Source organism: Streptomyces sp. NPDC001027 (assembly GCF_040299045.1).
Taxonomy (GTDB): domain Bacteria; phylum Actinomycetota; class Actinomycetes; order Streptomycetales; family Streptomycetaceae; genus Streptomyces.
Map to the genome: position 1 here is coordinate 1 of NZ_JBEPBI010000188.1, position 15,370 is coordinate 15,370.

At 75.1% G+C, this 15,370-nt stretch carries 13 protein-coding genes; 2 read left to right on the forward strand and 11 right to left on the reverse strand.

Features of this window, described 5'->3' with window-relative positions; translation table 11 throughout:
* Positions 1-41: 41 nt before the first annotated feature.
* From ABT300_RS32850 to ABT300_RS32860, 3 genes are all read right to left on the reverse strand, one after another.
* Positions 42-500 carry an SSI family serine proteinase inhibitor gene (locus ABT300_RS32850; protein ID WP_351683509.1) on the reverse strand — a complete coding sequence of 153 codons (459 nt, stop codon included), beginning with the start codon at positions 498-500 and terminating at the stop codon, positions 42-44.
* Positions 497-1,801 carry a M14 family zinc carboxypeptidase gene (locus ABT300_RS32855; RefSeq protein WP_351683511.1) on the reverse strand — a complete coding sequence of 435 codons (1,305 nt, stop codon included), beginning with the start codon at positions 1,799-1,801 and terminating at the stop codon, positions 497-499. Before ABT300_RS32855 ends, ABT300_RS32850 begins: the two co-directional genes overlap by 4 nt.
* 139 nt (positions 1,802-1,940) lie before the next feature.
* Entirely contained in the window at positions 1,941-2,492 is a 552-nt protein-coding gene (locus ABT300_RS32860; RefSeq protein ID WP_351683513.1) for an FHA domain-containing protein, read from the reverse strand.
* Positions 2,493-2,657: 165 nt separating this feature from the next.
* On the opposite strand from ABT300_RS32860, the gene treZ reads away from it, so the two are divergent.
* Positions 2,658-4,403, forward strand: coding sequence for a malto-oligosyltrehalose trehalohydrolase (treZ, locus tag ABT300_RS32865; RefSeq protein ID WP_351683516.1), 1,746 nt, complete (start codon positions 2,658-2,660; stop codon positions 4,401-4,403).
* Between the two features lie 224 nt (positions 4,404-4,627).
* Here the strand turns inward: treZ and ABT300_RS32870 are convergent, their stop codons facing one another.
* The 5 genes from ABT300_RS32870 to ABT300_RS32890 all read right to left on the reverse strand — a co-directional run bounded on the left by ABT300_RS32870 (position 4,628) and on the right by ABT300_RS32890 (position 9,558).
* Entirely contained in the window at positions 4,628-5,602 is a 975-nt protein-coding gene (locus ABT300_RS32870) for an aminoglycoside phosphotransferase family protein (RefSeq protein WP_351683519.1), read from the reverse strand.
* 48 nt (positions 5,603-5,650) lie between these two features.
* A complete protein-coding gene (locus ABT300_RS32875; RefSeq protein ID WP_351683522.1) occupies positions 5,651-6,778 on the reverse strand; it encodes an aminopeptidase P family protein in 1,128 nt (375 codons plus the stop codon).
* A 194-nt stretch (positions 6,779-6,972) separates the two neighbouring features.
* A complete protein-coding gene (locus ABT300_RS32880) occupies positions 6,973-7,626 on the reverse strand; it encodes a LysE family translocator (RefSeq protein WP_351683524.1) in 654 nt (217 codons plus the stop codon).
* Between the two features lie 106 nt (positions 7,627-7,732).
* Positions 7,733-8,443 carry a PDZ domain-containing protein gene (locus tag ABT300_RS32885; protein ID WP_351683527.1) on the reverse strand — a complete coding sequence of 237 codons (711 nt, stop codon included), beginning with the start codon at positions 8,441-8,443 and terminating at the stop codon, positions 7,733-7,735.
* A gap of 242 nt (positions 8,444-8,685) precedes the next feature.
* Complete coding sequence (locus ABT300_RS32890; RefSeq protein ID WP_351683530.1) at positions 8,686-9,558, reverse strand: LysR family transcriptional regulator; 873 nt, start codon at positions 9,556-9,558, stop codon at positions 8,686-8,688.
* A 94-nt stretch (positions 9,559-9,652) separates the two neighbouring features.
* Here ABT300_RS32890 and ABT300_RS32895 point away from each other — a divergent pair, with 94 nt between their 5' ends.
* Positions 9,653-10,408: a CTP synthase C-terminal region-related (seleno)protein gene (locus ABT300_RS32895; protein ID WP_351683533.1), complete on the forward strand. Its 756-nt coding sequence runs from the start codon at positions 9,653-9,655 to the stop codon at positions 10,406-10,408.
* Between the two features lie 44 nt (positions 10,409-10,452).
* On the opposite strand, the gene cyc2 is transcribed toward ABT300_RS32895, so the two are convergent.
* The 3 genes from cyc2 to ABT300_RS32910 form a co-directional block, all read right to left on the reverse strand.
* Positions 10,453-12,624, reverse strand: coding sequence for a germacradienol/geosmin synthase Cyc2 (cyc2, locus tag ABT300_RS32900; protein ID WP_351683536.1), 2,172 nt, complete (start codon positions 12,622-12,624; stop codon positions 10,453-10,455).
* Positions 12,625-12,890: 266 nt separating this feature from the next.
* Positions 12,891-14,093 (reverse strand): damage-control phosphatase ARMT1 family protein, encoded by a 1,203-nt coding sequence (locus ABT300_RS32905; protein ID WP_351683539.1) that lies wholly within the window; start codon positions 14,091-14,093, stop codon positions 12,891-12,893.
* Positions 14,094-14,211: 118 nt separating this feature from the next.
* Positions 14,212-14,862 (reverse strand): ScbR family autoregulator-binding transcription factor, encoded by a 651-nt coding sequence (locus ABT300_RS32910; protein WP_351683542.1) that lies wholly within the window; start codon positions 14,860-14,862, stop codon positions 14,212-14,214.
* Between the last annotated feature and the right edge of the window lie 508 nt (positions 14,863-15,370).

The following is a 15,370-nucleotide window of genomic DNA, read 5'->3' on the forward strand; positions in this document are numbered from 1 at the left end:
GCCCCGGGAGCGCGGGCTCCCGGGGCCGGCCGGACCGATGCTCAGACCTCGGGGACCTGTTCGTCGTCGAGGGCGAAGACCGGGCCCGTCAGCGCCTCCTTCTCGCAGTCGTTGCTGTAGGTGTGGCTGAAGTCGACCGGGCGGCCGTTCCAGCGTCCCTGGGCGCGGACCGTCACCGGGGCGTAGACGAGCGGACAGACGCGGCTGCCGTCGCGCGGGACGGCCTCGACGTCGCCGCCGGACCGGGCCAGGGCGTCGCAGGCCTCCGCGGCCCGCGAGTGGCCCTGCGGCGGGTCGCACAGCAGCAGGGTGCCGCGCGTGTCGCTGGAGCGGGCGTCGCCGCGGGTGACGGTGAGCTGGAGCCAGTTGCCGGGGAGGGCGTCGTGGGAGGCGGCCAGGGCCGCCGGGGCGGCGCCGACGGCGAGGAGGAGGGCGGCCGCGGCCGGCAGGACGCGCCGTGCCGCACCGGTCGGCCGGAGATCGCTGAGGAAGTGCTTCATTCCCGGTGCATCGGCACGGCGGGCCGGGTACCCCAGTGCGACTCACCCGAACGGACACCGGCCAGACGGAACGCGGCGAGGACGACCCGTGCCTGGAACTCGGCCTGACGCGCCACCGGGATCCAGCGCGCCCCGCAGTCGTCCCGGAAGCCGGCGCACCACGCGTCGATGAGCGCGTCCAGTTCCGGCAGCACGCCGGCCGGGTCGCGTCCCGCGCCGGTGACCAGCTGGTGGAGCAGGCCGGCGGTGCGGACGGCGATCCGGCCGCCGGCGATCCGCAGGGCCGTCAGATGGGCGGTGCTCAGCGGCGGCAGCTGACGGAGCGGGTCGGCGGTGTCCGGGTCCCAGGCGTCCGCGAGGCCGGGGCAGACCAGCAGATGGTCCTCGACCGGGGCGAGCAGACGGGCCGCGCCGGGCACGCCGTCGAGGTGGGGCCGCACGCGCGCGAGGATGCGCGCCAGCGCCCGTGCGTCGTGGCGCAGGTCGCGGCTGACGGTGCGCAGCGCCGCGTCCGGGTCGGCGGGCGGGGAGCCGTCCGCCACGGCGGCGACGCCCCACATGGGCGCTTCGACGACGGCGGTGAGCGTGCCGTGCCGCTGAGGGTGGTGCCAGGTGGAGTCGACGGCCGCCTCGGTGACGGCCGCGGCGGGCTCGCGCGGGCGGGGCGGCGGGATCCGGTGGACGGCCGGTCCGAGGCGCGGCCAGTACAGGGCGTCGTACGGGCCGAGCTCGAGGGGGATGCCGAGGCGGGCGGCGGCGTGGGCGACGCGCCGGCACAGTCCGGGCAGGTCGCGGGTGAGTTCCACGAAGGCGCCGCCGACGTCGACGCCGTGCAGCGAGCACTGGAGGAAGGGCTTCAGTTCGTCCTGGAGGCGGAGCAGCGCACGGGTCTCCGGCAGGGCGGCGCCGTCCGCGCCGTCGGGCAGCCACTCGGGCTGTTCCAGGAAGCCGGGCCGGAAGAAGTGCCGGAAGTGGCGGCCGAGGGTGTAGGGGCCGGTCAGCCAGCCCTCGTTGCGGCGCAGGCCGTCCGGATCGAGACAGAGCAGCAGGTTCCAGGTGGCGTCCGCCCCCGCGGTGAGCCGTGGGTCGGCCAGGACCCGTTCGGCCAGCCGGAGCACGGTGGTGCCGCCGACGGGCTCGTTGGCGTGCGGTCCCGCGACGACGAGGACCTGGCGCGCGCCCCGGCCGACGCGGAGCAGCTGCAGCGGTGTGCCCGCGCGGGAGACCCCGACGCGGAGCAGCCGGACGTCTCCGCAGTGGCGAGCGGCGAACGCGGCCGCGCGGGCGGCGAGTTCGTCCACGGTCGGGTAGCGCGGGAGGGGCGGCAGGGCACACCTCCACGGGGGCGGCGTCGACGCACGGGGCGCATCCGGTGTACGCACAGTGAGTCATCGGCCCGGCGGGCGTCAACACCGCCTCCGTGCAAGGGACTTGAGCGTCTCAGTTCGCCGAGAGACGGAATCCCGTGCGGCCGAAGGCGACCTGGTCGCCCTCGCGCACCACGGCCGCGCCGATGACGCGCCGCCCGTTGACGGTCGTGCCGTTGGTGGAGCCGAGGTCGCGCAGCACCCACACCCCGCCCTGGCGGACGAGTTCGGCGTGCACCCGCGAGACGCTCTCGTGGGTCAGCCGCAGACCGTTCACGGGGTCGCGGCCGATGCGCAGCGCGTGCGCGGTTCCCGGGTGCGGCAGCAGCAGCTTGGGCAGCCGCTCGGCCTGCCAGGCACGGCGCAGTCGCACGGTGAAGCCGGAGACCGCCTCGACCGCGCCGAAGACGACCCGCGAGAAGCGGTTCTCCTCGGACAGGTCGGCGGTGAGGACGGCGAGCTCGTCCGGGCGGCGGGCGGCGAGGGCCAGTTCCATGCGCCGGATGAACGTGTCGTGCGACAGGCGGCCCAGGGCGACGCCGTCGCGCAGCACCTTCAGCGCCCGGTCGCGCTCCGCGTCGGACAACCGCGCGGGGTACGTGTTGAACTCGAAGGACGACGTCACGGTGGTGATTGTCGGTCAGCGGGCTCCGGGTGTCCAGAAGACGAGAGAACGGCCCCCGCTCGGGCGGGGCGCCGATGGGAGTGTTCGCGACCCGGATCGATCTCCGGTGGCGCACGATGGAGGGGACGGGCTACATCACGGTGAGCAGACGAAGGGGAGCCGTCCGTGCAGTTCGAGGTGTGGGCGCCGCAGGCCGAGCGCGTGACGCTGCAGTGCGACGGCGCCACGCGCGCGTTGGAGCGCGATCCGGAGCGGGAGGGGTGGTGGACGGGTGAGGCGCAGGCCTCGGACGGCGCCCGGTACGGCTTCGCGGTCGACGACGGCCCCGTGCGGCCCGATCCCCGCTCGCGCCGCCAGCCCGACGGGCCGGACGGGCTGAGCGCCGTCGTCGACCAGAGCCGGTACGAGTGGCGCACGCCGTGGTCCGGACGCCCGCTGCCGGGGGCCGTCCTCTACGAGCTGCACGTGGGCACCTACACCCCCGAGGGGACGCTGGACGCGGCCGCCGAGCGCCTCGGACACCTCGCCGAACTCGGCATCACCCACGTGGAGTTGATGCCCCTGTGCCCCTTCCCGGGCCGGCACGGCTGGGGGTACGACGGGGTGTCGCCGTGGGCGGTGCACGAGCCGTACGGCGGCCCCGAGGGGCTGAAGCGATTCGTCGACCGGGCCCATGCGCTCGGTCTGGGCGTGGTCCTGGACGTGGTGCACAACCATCTGGGGCCTTCCGGCAATCATCTGCCCTCCTTCGGGCCGTACTTCACCGAGACGCACCACACGCCGTGGGGCGCGGCCGTGAACCTGGACGCCCCCGGTTCCGACGAGGTGCGCGCCTATCTGCTGGGCAGCGCGCTGGCGTGGCTGCGCGACTACCGGCTCGACGGGCTGCGCCTGGACGCGGTGCACGCGCTGGCCGACACGCGCGCGTACCCCTTCCTGGAGGAGCTGTCGGCGGCGGTGGACGCGCTCGCCGCCGAGACGGGCCGCCCGCTGTTCCTGATCGCCGAGTCGGACCTGAACGACCCGCGGCTCATCACCCCCCGCCGGCAGGGCGGCCTCGGCCTGCACGCCCAGTGGAACGACGACTTCCACCACGCCCTGCACGCCGCGCTCACCGGCGAGTCCCAGGGCTACTACGCCGACTTCGCGCGCGACCCGTTCGCCGCCCTCGCCAAGACGCTGACCGGCGGCTACTTCCACGACGGCGTCCACTCCGGCTTCCGGGGCCGGCGCCACGGCCGCCCGCTGGACCGGGCGCGGGTGCCCGCGCACCGGCTGCTCGGGTACGGCCAGACCCACGACCAGGTCGGCAACCGCGCCCAGGGCGACCGTCTCTCGGCGTCCCTCTCGCCGGGTCTGCTGGCGTGCGCGGCGGCGCTGACGCTGACCGCGCCGTTCACGCCGATGCTGTTCATGGGCGAGGAGTGGGCGGCGGGCACGCCCTGGCAGTACTTCACCGACCACACCGACCCGGAGCTCGCCGAGGCCGTGCGACGGGGCCGGCGGCGGGAGTTCGCGGCGCACGGCTGGGCCGAGGAGGACGTGCCCGACCCGCAGGACCCGGCGACCCGCGAGCGCTCGTGCCTGGACTGGTCCGAGCCGCGGCGCGAGCCGCACGCACGCGTGCTGGCCTGGTACCGCGAGCTGATCGCCCTGCGGCACGCCCAGCCCGACCTCACCGATCCCGATCTGGCCGACATCAAGGTCGCCCATGACGTCGGGGGCCGCTGGCTGGCCTTCCGGCGCGGCGACGTCCGGGTGGCCGTCAACCTCGGCGAGGAGCCGGCCGCCATCCCGCTCGGCCCGCGCCCCGCGCGCGTGCTGGCCGCCTGGGAGCCGGTGGACGTCCCGGGCCCGGACGGCCTGCTGCACCTCCCTGGGGAGGCGTGCGTGGTCCTGGAGCAGGAGTGAGGCCTGCGGCCGGGCGAGGCCGGCGACTCGGGTGAGGCCGGCGACTCGGGTGCGCTCGGCGGTCGGGTGCGGCCCGACGACCGGGTGGCGTCGGCGGCTGGGGGACGCCGACGGTCAGGTGACGTCGGCGGGGTCGGGTGGGGTCGGCGGTCAGGTGACGCCGGCGGCCGGGTGAGCCCGACCCGCGAGCCCTCGTCCGCTGTCCCTGTCCGGCGTTCGGCGTCCTAGGCGTCCTGCTCCGGCCCGTCCCCGCCCTCCCCGTCCTCACGGAACTCCGTGACCCGCTCGAGCAGGATCGCCTCCCAGGCGCGCCGCAGCCGGGTGCGCGGGAGCGCGAGGGCGTCGGCGTCCCGCGGGCCGGCCCTGCGCCCCTCGATGCGTTCGGCGAGGTGGACGACGGTGTCGCAGCGGGCGAGCCACAGGCCGCGCAGGCACGGGCGGGCGCCGTAGCCGGCGAGGGTGGCGGCCCGCACGGCGGCACCGGCGCCGACGGCGAGGGCGAGGCCCGCGATGTCCTCGGCGGGGTCGCCGAGGACCGCGTCGGTCCAGTCGAGGACGCCGCGCACCCGGCCGTCGGCGCTCACCACGAGGTGCTCGCCGCGCAGCGCGTGGTGGACGAGGACCGCGGGGGCGGCCTGGGCGGCGAGCTGTGCGGCGGCCGCCGGGGTGAGCTGGTGCAGCCGGGCGGGGTCGAACTCGTCGGCCCGGCCGAGTCGTTCGGCGGCGGCCACGGCCATCCGGCGCAGCGCCTCCAGGGAGCGCGGGGCGGCCCGCGGCACGCCGAGCGCGTCCGCCTGCCGGGCCGGCACCTCGCGCAGCCCGCTGAGCAGCCCGGCAAGGTCGGCCTCGCCGACGGCCGAGACGTCGTGCTCCTCGGCCGTGCCGCCGGGCAGCCTGGCGTCGAGGGTGTAGGCCAGCCCCGGCGACCACTCGCCGTGCGCGACACCGGTCGGCACGGCGATCGGGACGTGCTGGCGGACCAGGTCGCGCAGCCGCAGCTCGCGGCGGCGGCGCACGGTCGCCTCGCGGTCGGCGGCGAGCCGCAGCACATGGCGGGCACCGACCCACCAGGTGGTGGGCGCGCCGCCCTCGGTGACGGGCCGTGCCTCCGGTCCGGGGCCGCTCGCCCCGTTCTCCTGGAGGAGCGCACGGACCAGTCGGCGGACGGTGTCTGCGGTGGGTGTCGGTGCCTGGGTCATGGTCGCGTCGTTGCCGTTCGGGTGGGTGCCGGGGACTTCTGGGGCGGGTCAGTCCACTATGACCAGCTCGCGGGTGGTGTCGTTGAGGCGGCGGCCGCCGTCCTCGGTGACGGTGACGATGTCCTCGATGCGCACGCCGAACCGGCCGGGCAGGTACACGCCGGGCTCCACGGAGAAGCACATGCCGGGCACGAGGGGCCGCTCCTCGCCCTCGATCATGTACGGCGGCTCGTGGGTGGTGACGCCGATGCCGTGGCCGGTGCGGTGGATGAACTGCGCGCCGTATCCGGCGGCGGTGATGACGGCGCGGGCGGCCCGGTCGACCTCCTGGCAGGCGACGCCGGGCCGGACCGCCCGGAAACCGGCCTCCTGCGCCTCGCGCACCAGGTCGTGCACCCGGCGTTCCTCGTCGGTGGGCTCGCCGACGTGCACGGTGCGGGAGGTGTCGGAGCCGTAGCCGTCCTTGAGGCCGCCGAAGTCGAGGACCACCATGTCGCCCTGCTCGATGACACGGTCGCCGACCTCGTGGTGCGGGTCGGCGCCGTTCGGCCCCGAGGCGACGATGGTGAAGTCGACCTGGGAGTGGCCGAACCGGCGCAGGAGCGCCTCGAGCTCGGCGCCGACCTCCCGCTCCCTGCGCCCGCCGAAGGCGACCTTGCAGATCTCCTCGAACACCCGGTCCGCGGCCGCGCCCGCCGCCGCCATCAGCTCCAGCTCGGCGGCGTCCTTGACGGCGCGCAGCATGGGCAGGGCCTCGGTGAGGGAGGCGTAGGAGGCAGCGGGCAGGGCCTGCTGCAGGGCCAGCAGATGCATCGCCCAGGCGTTGTCGCTGATCCCGAACCGTCCCCGGTCGTCGAGGAGGGCGGCGGTGGCGGCGTAGGGGTCCTTGCCGTCGGTCCAGTCCCGCAGGGTGAGCGCGGCGGCGCCGACCGCCTTCGCGGCGTCGGGGGCCTCGAGGGTCGGCACGACGAGGACCGGGTCCCGGCCGGCGGCGAGGACGAGCAGGGTGAGCCGTTCGGTGGCGGCGGGCGGCGCGTAGCCGGTGAGCCAGACGAGGTCGGGTCCGGGCGCCACGAGGAGTCCGGCGAGTCCGGCGTCGGCGGCCTCCCGCGCGGCGCGTTCCCTGCGCGCCCGGTAGTCGTCGGCGGTGAAGGGCGCGGGGGCGGTGCCGGTCATCCGGGCCTCCCAGGAGGGACGGGGCGACTGAGGTGGCTTGTGGTGCCGATGCTGCTGTGGACGGGCGACGGACGGGGTGACGCCGGCGAGATGACCACGGGCAGCATCCTGCCCGTCCGGCGGGGGTCGCGCGAGCCGGTCGGCGAGGGTTTCGGGCCGACGGGCCGACGGGTCGCCCCGGTCAGCCGCCCCGGTCAGCCGTCCAGGGCCAGGCGCAGGCCGAGGAGCAGCAGCACTCCGCCGGAGACCTGCTCCAGGCGGCGGCGCGCGCCGGCCTGGGAGAGCACGCGCCGCATCCGTCCCACGAACCACACGTACAGGCTGTAGTAGCCGACCTCGTAGACCGCCCAGAGCGCGGCGAGCCCCACCATGGCGGGCAGGTGCGGGGCGCCCTCGGGCACGAACTGCGGCAGGAAGGACAGGGCGAACACGGCCGCCTTGGGGTTGGCGAGGTTCAGCAGCAGGCCGCCCCGGTAGGCGGCCCAGCCGCCGCGCTGCGCACTCCCCCGGCTCTCGCCGGCGCCGTCGCCCTCGTCGCCGTCGTCGAGGCCGTGGGCCTGCTTCGTCCTGCGGGCCTGCCGCAGCGCCTGGACGCCGAACCAGACGAGCACGGCCGCGCCGCCGAAGCGCAGAACCGCGTAGGCCGCCTGGGAGGCCGTCAGCAGGGCCGTCAGCCCGAAGGCCGCGACGACGCCCCAGACGAACACCCCGGTCTCGTTGCCGAGGACGGTCAGGAAGCCGCTGCGGCGGCTGCGCAGCGACTGCTTCACGATCAGCACGGTGCTGGGTCCGGGCGAGGCCGCGATGAGGGTGCAGGCGCCCAGGAAGGCCAGAAGGGAGGTCGGCATGGCGTTCATGGTGGCGTGGCACGGCCGGCGGGCGCCACTCGACTGCCGGACCGTGTGCGCGTGGCGCGCCGGCGCCCGCGGGTCCACGCGGGCGCCCCGGGCCGCCTCAGGTGACGATCCCGGGGACGACCGTCGTCGTGCGGTGTCCGCCGCCGCGACGGCGGACCGTCACCTCGACGTGCGCTCCGGGGCGCGCCCGGTCGACCGCCCGGGCGAGGTCCGCCGCCGAGTCGATCTCGGCGCCTCCGAACGTCAGCATGACGTCGCCGCGGACCAGCCCGGCCGTGAATCCGGGACCGGGGACGTGGACGGCGACGATCTCGGCGCCCGTGCCCCGGGCGTCCACCGCCTCGAGCCCCAGGCTCGCCCCGGCGTCGCGCGACGAGCCTGCGGCCCCGGCGGACGCCCCGGTCCCCGCGGCCGCCTCGGAGGCGCCCGGCCGGTCCCGCGCCGGCGCCCGGCCCGCTCCGGACCTCCCCGCCGTGCCCGCCGTCTCCGCCGCCCCCGCCTCCCGCGTGCGGACCGACGTCTCGGGCCGACCCGTCGGCACCTGCGACGCGGCCCGGCCCGCGAGCTCCGCCTGCCGCTGCAGCTCGGCCAGTCTGCTCATGCCGACCACGGTCGCCCCCACGGCTCCCAGGCCGACGCCGGACAGGACGAGGACCGTGCCGGCGAGCAGGCCGGCCACCAGGGTCGTCGTCGGGCCTCGTCCGCCGCGGCGTGCGGTGTGCGGACGGCGCCCCGGTCCGCTCGGCGGCGCGGCGCCGTCGGGGTCCTGGCCCGGCAGGGGCTTGGGACGCAACGCTGTCTGTTCCATGGATCGCCTCCGGCTGGTGCTCTACCCGGCGCACCCGCGCACCACGAGCCACGAACGAGTGAGACTGACCCGGGCGCGGACGAGGTACAGGCACCCCGCGCGTCAGGCGTAGCACGTCACCGCCACGCGCGGGAAGGACGCGAACCCGCCTCCGCGACGCACGCCGTCCACACCGTCCACGCCGCACGCGCGCGGGGACGACGCGAGCCCGCCCGGGGGACGACGTCCACGGCTCCCGTGCCTCACGCGCGCGGGGCCAACGCCTCCGTCAGAGCGCGGGCCGCGCCGTCCGGCGGCGTCGCGGCGTGCACAATCTCCACCCGGTGCACGACCCGCGGCTCGACGACCGGGACGGCGACCGTCCCCGGGACCCCTTCGGCGACCGAGCGGGGCAGCAGGGTCAGGCCGTGGCCGGCGGCGGCGAGCGCGGTCAGCAGCCTGACGTCGCAGCCGTCGTAGCGCAGGGCGGCACCAAAGCCCTGGCCGCCGCCGGCCGCGGCGCGCAGCTGGGGCAGCGGCAGCCCGGCGTCGGGTGCGTCCAGCCAGCGCGCGTCGACGAGGTCGCCGAGACGCAGACCGCTGCGGCGGGCGAGCGGATGAGCGGCGGGCAGCAGAACGCTGACGGGCTCCTCGCCGACGCCTCGTGCGGTCAGCGGCGCCACGTCGGGCAGCCGCAGCGGGTCGCTGGGCGCGGCCAGGCCGTCGACGAGCCCGAGGTCGGCCGTGCCCTCGGCGACGGCGGCGACGACGTGGTCGCGGCCGAGGACGCGCAGCGTCACTCCGGCGGGCGGGAGCCCGGCGAGGGCGGCGGGGCCGAGCGCGGTCGGCGAGACGGCCAGCGTCAGCCCGTGGGAGGGCGCGCAGGCGAGCCGGACGACGTCCGCGCGGGCCGCGGCGAGGCGCAGCAGCAGCGGTCCCGCGTGTTCGAGGAGACGTTCACCGGCCGGGGTCGGGGCCACCGGACGGCGGGTGAGCAGCGGCGATCCGAGGTCCTGTTCCAGGGCCGCGATGTGCTGGGAGACGGCGGACTGGGTGTAGCCGAGTTCCCGGGCGGCCTCGGAGAAGGAGGCGTGCTCGGCGACGGCGACGTAGGTGCGCAGGAGGTGCGGGTCCATGCGCCCAGGGTCCCAGAGTGCATCAGCTCTGCTTATCGGCCGTGCAGAGATCATCGTTGGACGTGAACCGGCGGCCGCGCCCAGGATGAGCCGCATGACCGACATCGCCGCTCAGCCCGCCCAGCCCGCCCAGCCCGCTCAGCCCGCACGGGTCGCACGGGTCGCCCTGGTGGGCGACCGCTCCTCCAGCGTCGTCTCCCACACGCGGATACCGCTCCTGCTGGAGGCCCTGGCCGCCCGGGACCGGCTGGTCCTGGACGCCTACTGGGTCCCCTCCGAGGAGGCGGAGGCGCAGCACGCGGTGCGGGGCTTCGACGCGGTGTGGGCGGTGCCGGGCAGCCCGTACCGGAGCGAGGCGGGCGTCCTGTCGGCGATCCGCACGGCGCGCGAGGACGGCATCCCGTTCCTCGGCACCTGCGGCGGCTTCCAGCACGCGCTCCTGGAGTACGCCCGCACGGTCTGCGGGCTGTCGCGCGCGGCGCACGCCGAGAACGATCCGGACGCCGACGACCCGCTCATCGAGCCGCTGGCCTGTTCGCTGGTGGGCCACGAGGGCACGGTGACGCTCGAGCCGGGGTCGCTCGCCCACGCGGTGATCGGCTCGGAGCGCACGGTGGAGCGCTACTTCTGCGCGTACGGGCCCTCCCGTCACCTGGACGTGCTGCGCGCCCACGGCCTGCGTTTCTCCGGCCATGACGAGGAGGGCCGGCCCCGGGTCGCCGAGCTAGCGGACCACCCCTTCTTCCTGGCCTCGCTCTTCCAGCCCGAGCTGTCCGGCGACGGCTCGCGCCCGCACCCGGTCGTGCGGGCGCTGGCGCGGGCCGCGATCGGGCACGCGGCCCGGCGATGAGAGGCGGGCCAGGCGAGTGACGTGAGCGAGGCGAGTGACGTGGGTCAGGAGAGCGAGAACTGCGGGAGCGGCGAGCGCGGCGCGACGTCGGGCCGGAAGCCGTGGGTGCGCCGGGCCAGGTATCCGGCCTTGTACCGGTCGACCTCGCGATGCCAGTTGAGGATGCCGGCCAGCCAGTTCTGCAGGTCGACCACGTACTCCCCCAGCGCCGAACGGGCGTCGGCCGAGAGGGCGAAGTCGTCGCACAGGACGGGCAGTTCGTGAGCGACGATGTGCTCGAACTGCTGCATGCGCCGGGTCATCAGGTCGTGGACGACGCCGAGCGCGGCCGGGTAGTCGCAGCCGAAGAAGTTCTGGACGACGAGGATCGCGTTGTGCACCTCGCCCTCGTACTCGATCTCCTTCTGGTACGAGAAGACGTCATTGGTGAGGCACGCGTAGTCCATCGCCGCGTTCTCCAGCGCGCGCACGACCCCGGTGCGGTAGACCTCCGGCGGGACGGCGGGCCCGTGGCCCATGCGGCACAGGCTCAGGGTGAGGTCGGAGCCGAAGGTGGCGCGGCGCATCTCCAGATAGTCGACCGGGTCGGGAACGCGGTTCTGCAGGTGGTTGGACAGCTCCCACAGCCAGGCCTCGGTCATGGCGTCGACCGCGTCGCGCAGGGTGCTCCGCTGGCCCGGGGTCATGTCGCGGGCGGTGCGCGCCCAGAGGTCGATCAGGCCGCGTTCCATCGCGTCGACGGGGACGACCGGGACGGGCTCGCCCTCGAGGGGCATGCAGGCCGACAGGCGCGCCGTGGTCAGGCGGGCGGCCGCGAGATCACGGCGGTCGCCGAAGACGAGGGGGTAGTAGTCGTCGCCGTAGGTGCCCCAGGCGAGCCACTGGGAGCTGAGGTCGAGCGCCTCCGCGGTGGCGTCCGGGTCGAGGCCGGCCGCGCACAGGGCGAGGTCGCAGGAGGCGAGCTTGTCCTCGTCCCACACGCCCTCCTCCAGCATGCCCATCCGGTGCGTCCACGCCAGCAGTCGCGGGCGGCAGGCCGCCAGGTGCGGGCTGAGCCCGACCGCGAACGGCATGTGGAAGTCGGGCAGTTGCGAGGGTCCGACCTTCTGGCGGGGCACGTGCGTGTACGCGCGCAGACGCTCGGCGGCGGCCGAGGCCAGCAGCGCGCCGACGTCGGCGGCCGAGGTGCCGGGGCCGGTCAGCTTCTGCCAGGGGGCGGTGGACGAGGCTCCCTCGTTCATGTAGCGGCTCGAGCGCATGTGCCACTCGTGGCCGCCGGACTGCCAGTCCTGCAGGCCCTTGGCGTAGGCGGCGACGGCGGCCACGCCGTCCGGACCGAGCCCCTTGTCCAGGGCGACCGCGGGGACTTCGGTGAACGCGGTGTGCTCGAACTGGTGGAGCCGGGAGGTGAGGATGTCGTTGACGGTGTCGGCGGCCTCCTGCGTGGTGCAGCCGAAGAACGTCTCCAGGACGAGCACGCCGTTGCTGTTCTCGCCCTCGTCCTCGACCTCGCGCTGGTAGGAGAACAGGTCGTTGCGCAGGTGCACGGCGTCCGAGAACGTCTCCGTCAGCACCCTGAGCGGCCTGGTCCCGGCGACGAGCGCGGGGACCTCGGCGGTGGCGTACTCCACGAGCCCCGCCGACCAGGGCGCGCCGCCCACCTTGCGACGCATCTCGATGTACTCGACGGGGTTGGCGATCCGCCCCTCGTCGATGTTGGACAGCTCCCACATCGACTCGTTGAGCAGATGCTCCGTGGCCAGGGCGAAACGCCGGCGCCAGTCCTGCGACATGGCCGGCACCGTGCGCGCCCACAGGTCCTTCAGCCCGGCCTCCACCGGGTTGCGCGGCTCCAGCGCCGGCGTCGACAGGTCGAGCGGCATGAACAGCGGGAGCCGGTCCAGATGGGCCTTGCCCGCGGCGCGGTCCGGGGTGCGCTTGAACATGTCGAGGAAGTGGTCGTCGAAGAAGAACACCCACACGTACCAGTCGGTGATCAGCGACAGTGCGGGCCCGTCGCAGTCGGGGTGGGTGTAGGCGCAGAGCAGGCCGTAGTCGTGCGCCTCCAGGTCGGCCTGCTCCCAGATCCCGGACCCCTCCAGCATGCCCATGTCCCGCGCCCACTGCGTGGAGTGCGCCCGGGCGTCGTCGACGTGCGGGTTCAGCCGCGCGGGGTGCGGCAGATAGAAGTGCGGGAGCTCGAACGGTTGCGTCATGGCCGGGCCCTACCCGGGGGTCCGGGCGGCCATCCGCCGGGGGACGGATGATCACACCATCGCGTGAATCGCCGCGAACCGGGCAACGCGGGGAGCGGCCCTGCGCCGTGCCCCCGTCCGCGGGCCCGGCCTGTCGTCTCCCGTGCACGGCGCGCTGCCCGCCGGCCTTCCGCCGGCGGTGACCTCGCCGTGCCGGGACGGGAGTTCGAGCGCCGACCGGGGACGGGGGGCCGTGCGCCGGCCGGAGGCGGGGGTCGTGCGTGGGCTCACGCCCGCACCTGGATCAGCGCATGCGTGCCGCCGGTGCGCCAGCGCTGACCCTCGGCGGCGACCAGGGCGGCCTCCGTCCCGGCGTCCAGACCGGTGATCACGTCGGACTTCAGCGTGCGCAGCGCCGCGACCGGGCCGGGGAAGTACGCGGTGACGTCGGCGAAGGGGGTGGTGGGGGGCCATCGGCTGTCGCCCACCAGGCGACGGTAGTTGAGGTCGCCCTTCACGATCGTCAGCGTGGCCGCGGCGAACTCGGCCCGCAGGTCGTCCGGCATCCGCGCGTAGGGCAGCGGGGCGGCGGAGAAGGAGTGCGCGCGGACGGTGAGCGTGCCGTCCGCCATGGCCCGCCAGAGCCGACGGCCGTGGTCGGCGGCCGCTCCCCCCGCCCTCGACAGCTTGCGCACGGCGTCGACGACGTCGGCGGTCGTGGCGTCCGACACGTAGTACGGGTACGGCTTGACGTGCAGGACGACCCGCCCGCACCGCCGGTGTGCGAGCAGATGGGCGGCCAGGAGCAGGTCGGGCACCAGTTCGCGTCCGGCGTTGTCGGCGACGAGGCACACCGTGCCGGCGGCCGGGCCGGCGCCGGCGTCCGCCCCGGCGTGCGGCAGGAGCTCCCAGAGCCGCTCGCTGTCGTCGGCGACGAGTGCCGGTACGGCGGCACGCTGCTCGGCCGCGGCGTCGGAGAGCCGGAAGCCGAGGTCGGCGCGGTTGCCCCAGAGGGATCCGTGCAGCAGGGCGCGGGCCTGTTCGTCGGCCGGGCGGCCCTCCAGGGCGTCGAGCGCGGCCAGTTCCTCGTCGGTCTCGGGCGCTTCGAGCTCGGCCAGCTTGAACGGCCGGAACGGGTCGATGCCCTGCCACGATCCGGGCCCGAAGTAGCCGACCGCGTCGAGGAGTCGACGGTAGAAGTAGCTCTCCGACCACAGCCACGGCACGTCGAACCAGGAACGGCCCGTGTGGGCGTCGAGATCCCAGTCGCGCCATCTGTCGTGGTCGTGCGCGTCGGCGGGCAGCGGGTCGATCACGCCGTCGGTGCAGGCGGCCAGCAGCGCGTCCAGGCCTCGGTGGAGGTCAGGGCCGTAGGGGAAGGCGTCCCGCACCTGACGGATGATCGCCGGATGCCGTTCGGCCAGGACGCTGTGGGGGAACGAGCCCGGCTCGTTGCCGAGGATCACGGGCAAAGGGGCGGCGTGGGGCATGCGGTGCACCGTATCGCGCGGCCGCGCACCGCACCCGATGGCCACACCCCCGCCGCGACCGGCGGTGCGTGATCGCCTGCCGCTCGCCCCTCAAGCGGCGGCGCGGCGGCGAGCGGCGTCACACGGCCGCCATGGTCTCCCGTTCGAGGCGTGCGGCGAGGCTCACATAGCGGGGGCGACGCGGCACGGGCACCAGGCCTCGGATCAGGACGTGCCACATCTCGGCCATCCGGCGGGGCAGCCGGCCGGTGGGTTCGCGGGAGCGGCCGACGACGCGGGTGCCGACGAAGAAGCAGACCAGCGAGTGGGCGACGGCGTCGAGGTCGACGTCAGCGTGGATGTCGGACTCCTTCACCGCGGCGCCGAGCCGTCGGGAGATCAGATCCAGCAGCTCCGTGAAGGGGTGCGGCAGCGGGGGCCGGACCGCGACGCCGCCGGTGGCCAGGCGTAGACCGGCACGGGCGATCGGCCCCTCCACGGAGAGCCGTGTCAGACCGAACGTCAGGCGCATCAGGGCTTCGAGGGAGGTGCCGCCGCGGTCGTCGATCTCCCCGGCGATCCGGCGGGCGGCGTTGGACTGCAGCTCCATGATGGCGTGGGCCAGATCCTCCTTCGCCGCGAAGTGGAAGTAGAGGGCCCCCTTGGTGACATGGGCGTGCGCGACGATGTCACTGAGGCTGGTCGACTCGTAGCCGTGGCGGTCGAACAGGTCGGCGGCAGCCGTGATGATCGTCGTGCGGGTCTGTTCGGCGCGTAACTGCCTCGCCATCGACTGGTACTCCCCCAAGCCGGTAAAGAACGGGTCATGCCGTTTCTTCTTACTCCGTGTACACCATAGCTCACCCTGTGAGGGAGTCGGCAGGGCGGCAGCGCATCGCCGACTCACCTCGCGCGCCCCCCACTTGCCCCATCGCGACGGGCTTCACTGGCAACAGCCTGCCACAGCGGACGCACTCGGGGCACGGCCGCGGGAACGATCAAAAAAGACGGGGTGTGCGGTTTCTGACACTGTTTCACGGTGACCGTCGGGTGCGCGAGGGGGTGTGAGGTGGTGCGAGGGAATGCGAGATGGGCGCGCGAAGGAGTGACACGTGTCAACTGTTGCCGGACGAGCCGCCGTTCTGACGAGGCGTACTCGCAGCGTCGGGCGCGTGCCCGTTCATGGCAACAGGCCGGCAACCGGTTGCGGCGGGGAGACTGCGCGGAAACAGAAAGCGGGGCGGGCCGGCCGGTGTCTCTCCGCGCCCTCTTGGGCGTAGGGCCAGCTCAGGTCGCGG

Bases quoted from the DNA above. Each gene is read 5' to 3' on its own strand.
- ABT300_RS32880 (WP_351683524.1), bottom strand. From the start codon at position 7,626: ATGCCGACCTCCCTTCTGGCCTTCCTGGGCGCCTGCACCCTCATCGCG.
- ABT300_RS32870 (WP_351683519.1), bottom strand. From the start codon at position 5,602: ATGACCCAGGCACCGACACCCACCGCAGACACCGTCCGCCGACTGGTC.
- ABT300_RS32890 (WP_351683530.1), bottom strand. From the start codon at position 9,558: ATGGACCCGCACCTCCTGCGCACCTACGTCGCCGTCGCCGAGCACGCC.
- ABT300_RS32895 (WP_351683533.1), top strand. From the start codon at position 9,653: ATGACCGACATCGCCGCTCAGCCCGCCCAGCCCGCCCAGCCCGCTCAG.
- ABT300_RS32885 (WP_351683527.1), bottom strand. From the start codon at position 8,443: ATGGAACAGACAGCGTTGCGTCCCAAGCCCCTGCCGGGCCAGGACCCC.
- ABT300_RS32850 (WP_351683509.1), bottom strand. From the start codon at position 500: ATGAAGCACTTCCTCAGCGATCTCCGGCCGACCGGTGCGGCACGGCGC.
- cyc2 (WP_351683536.1), bottom strand. From the start codon at position 12,624: ATGACGCAACCGTTCGAGCTCCCGCACTTCTATCTGCCGCACCCCGCG.
- ABT300_RS32905 (WP_351683539.1), bottom strand. From the start codon at position 14,093: ATGCCCCACGCCGCCCCTTTGCCCGTGATCCTCGGCAACGAGCCGGGC.
- ABT300_RS32910 (WP_351683542.1), bottom strand. From the start codon at position 14,862: ATGGCGAGGCAGTTACGCGCCGAACAGACCCGCACGACGATCATCACG.
- ABT300_RS32875 (WP_351683522.1), bottom strand. From the start codon at position 6,778: ATGACCGGCACCGCCCCCGCGCCCTTCACCGCCGACGACTACCGGGCG.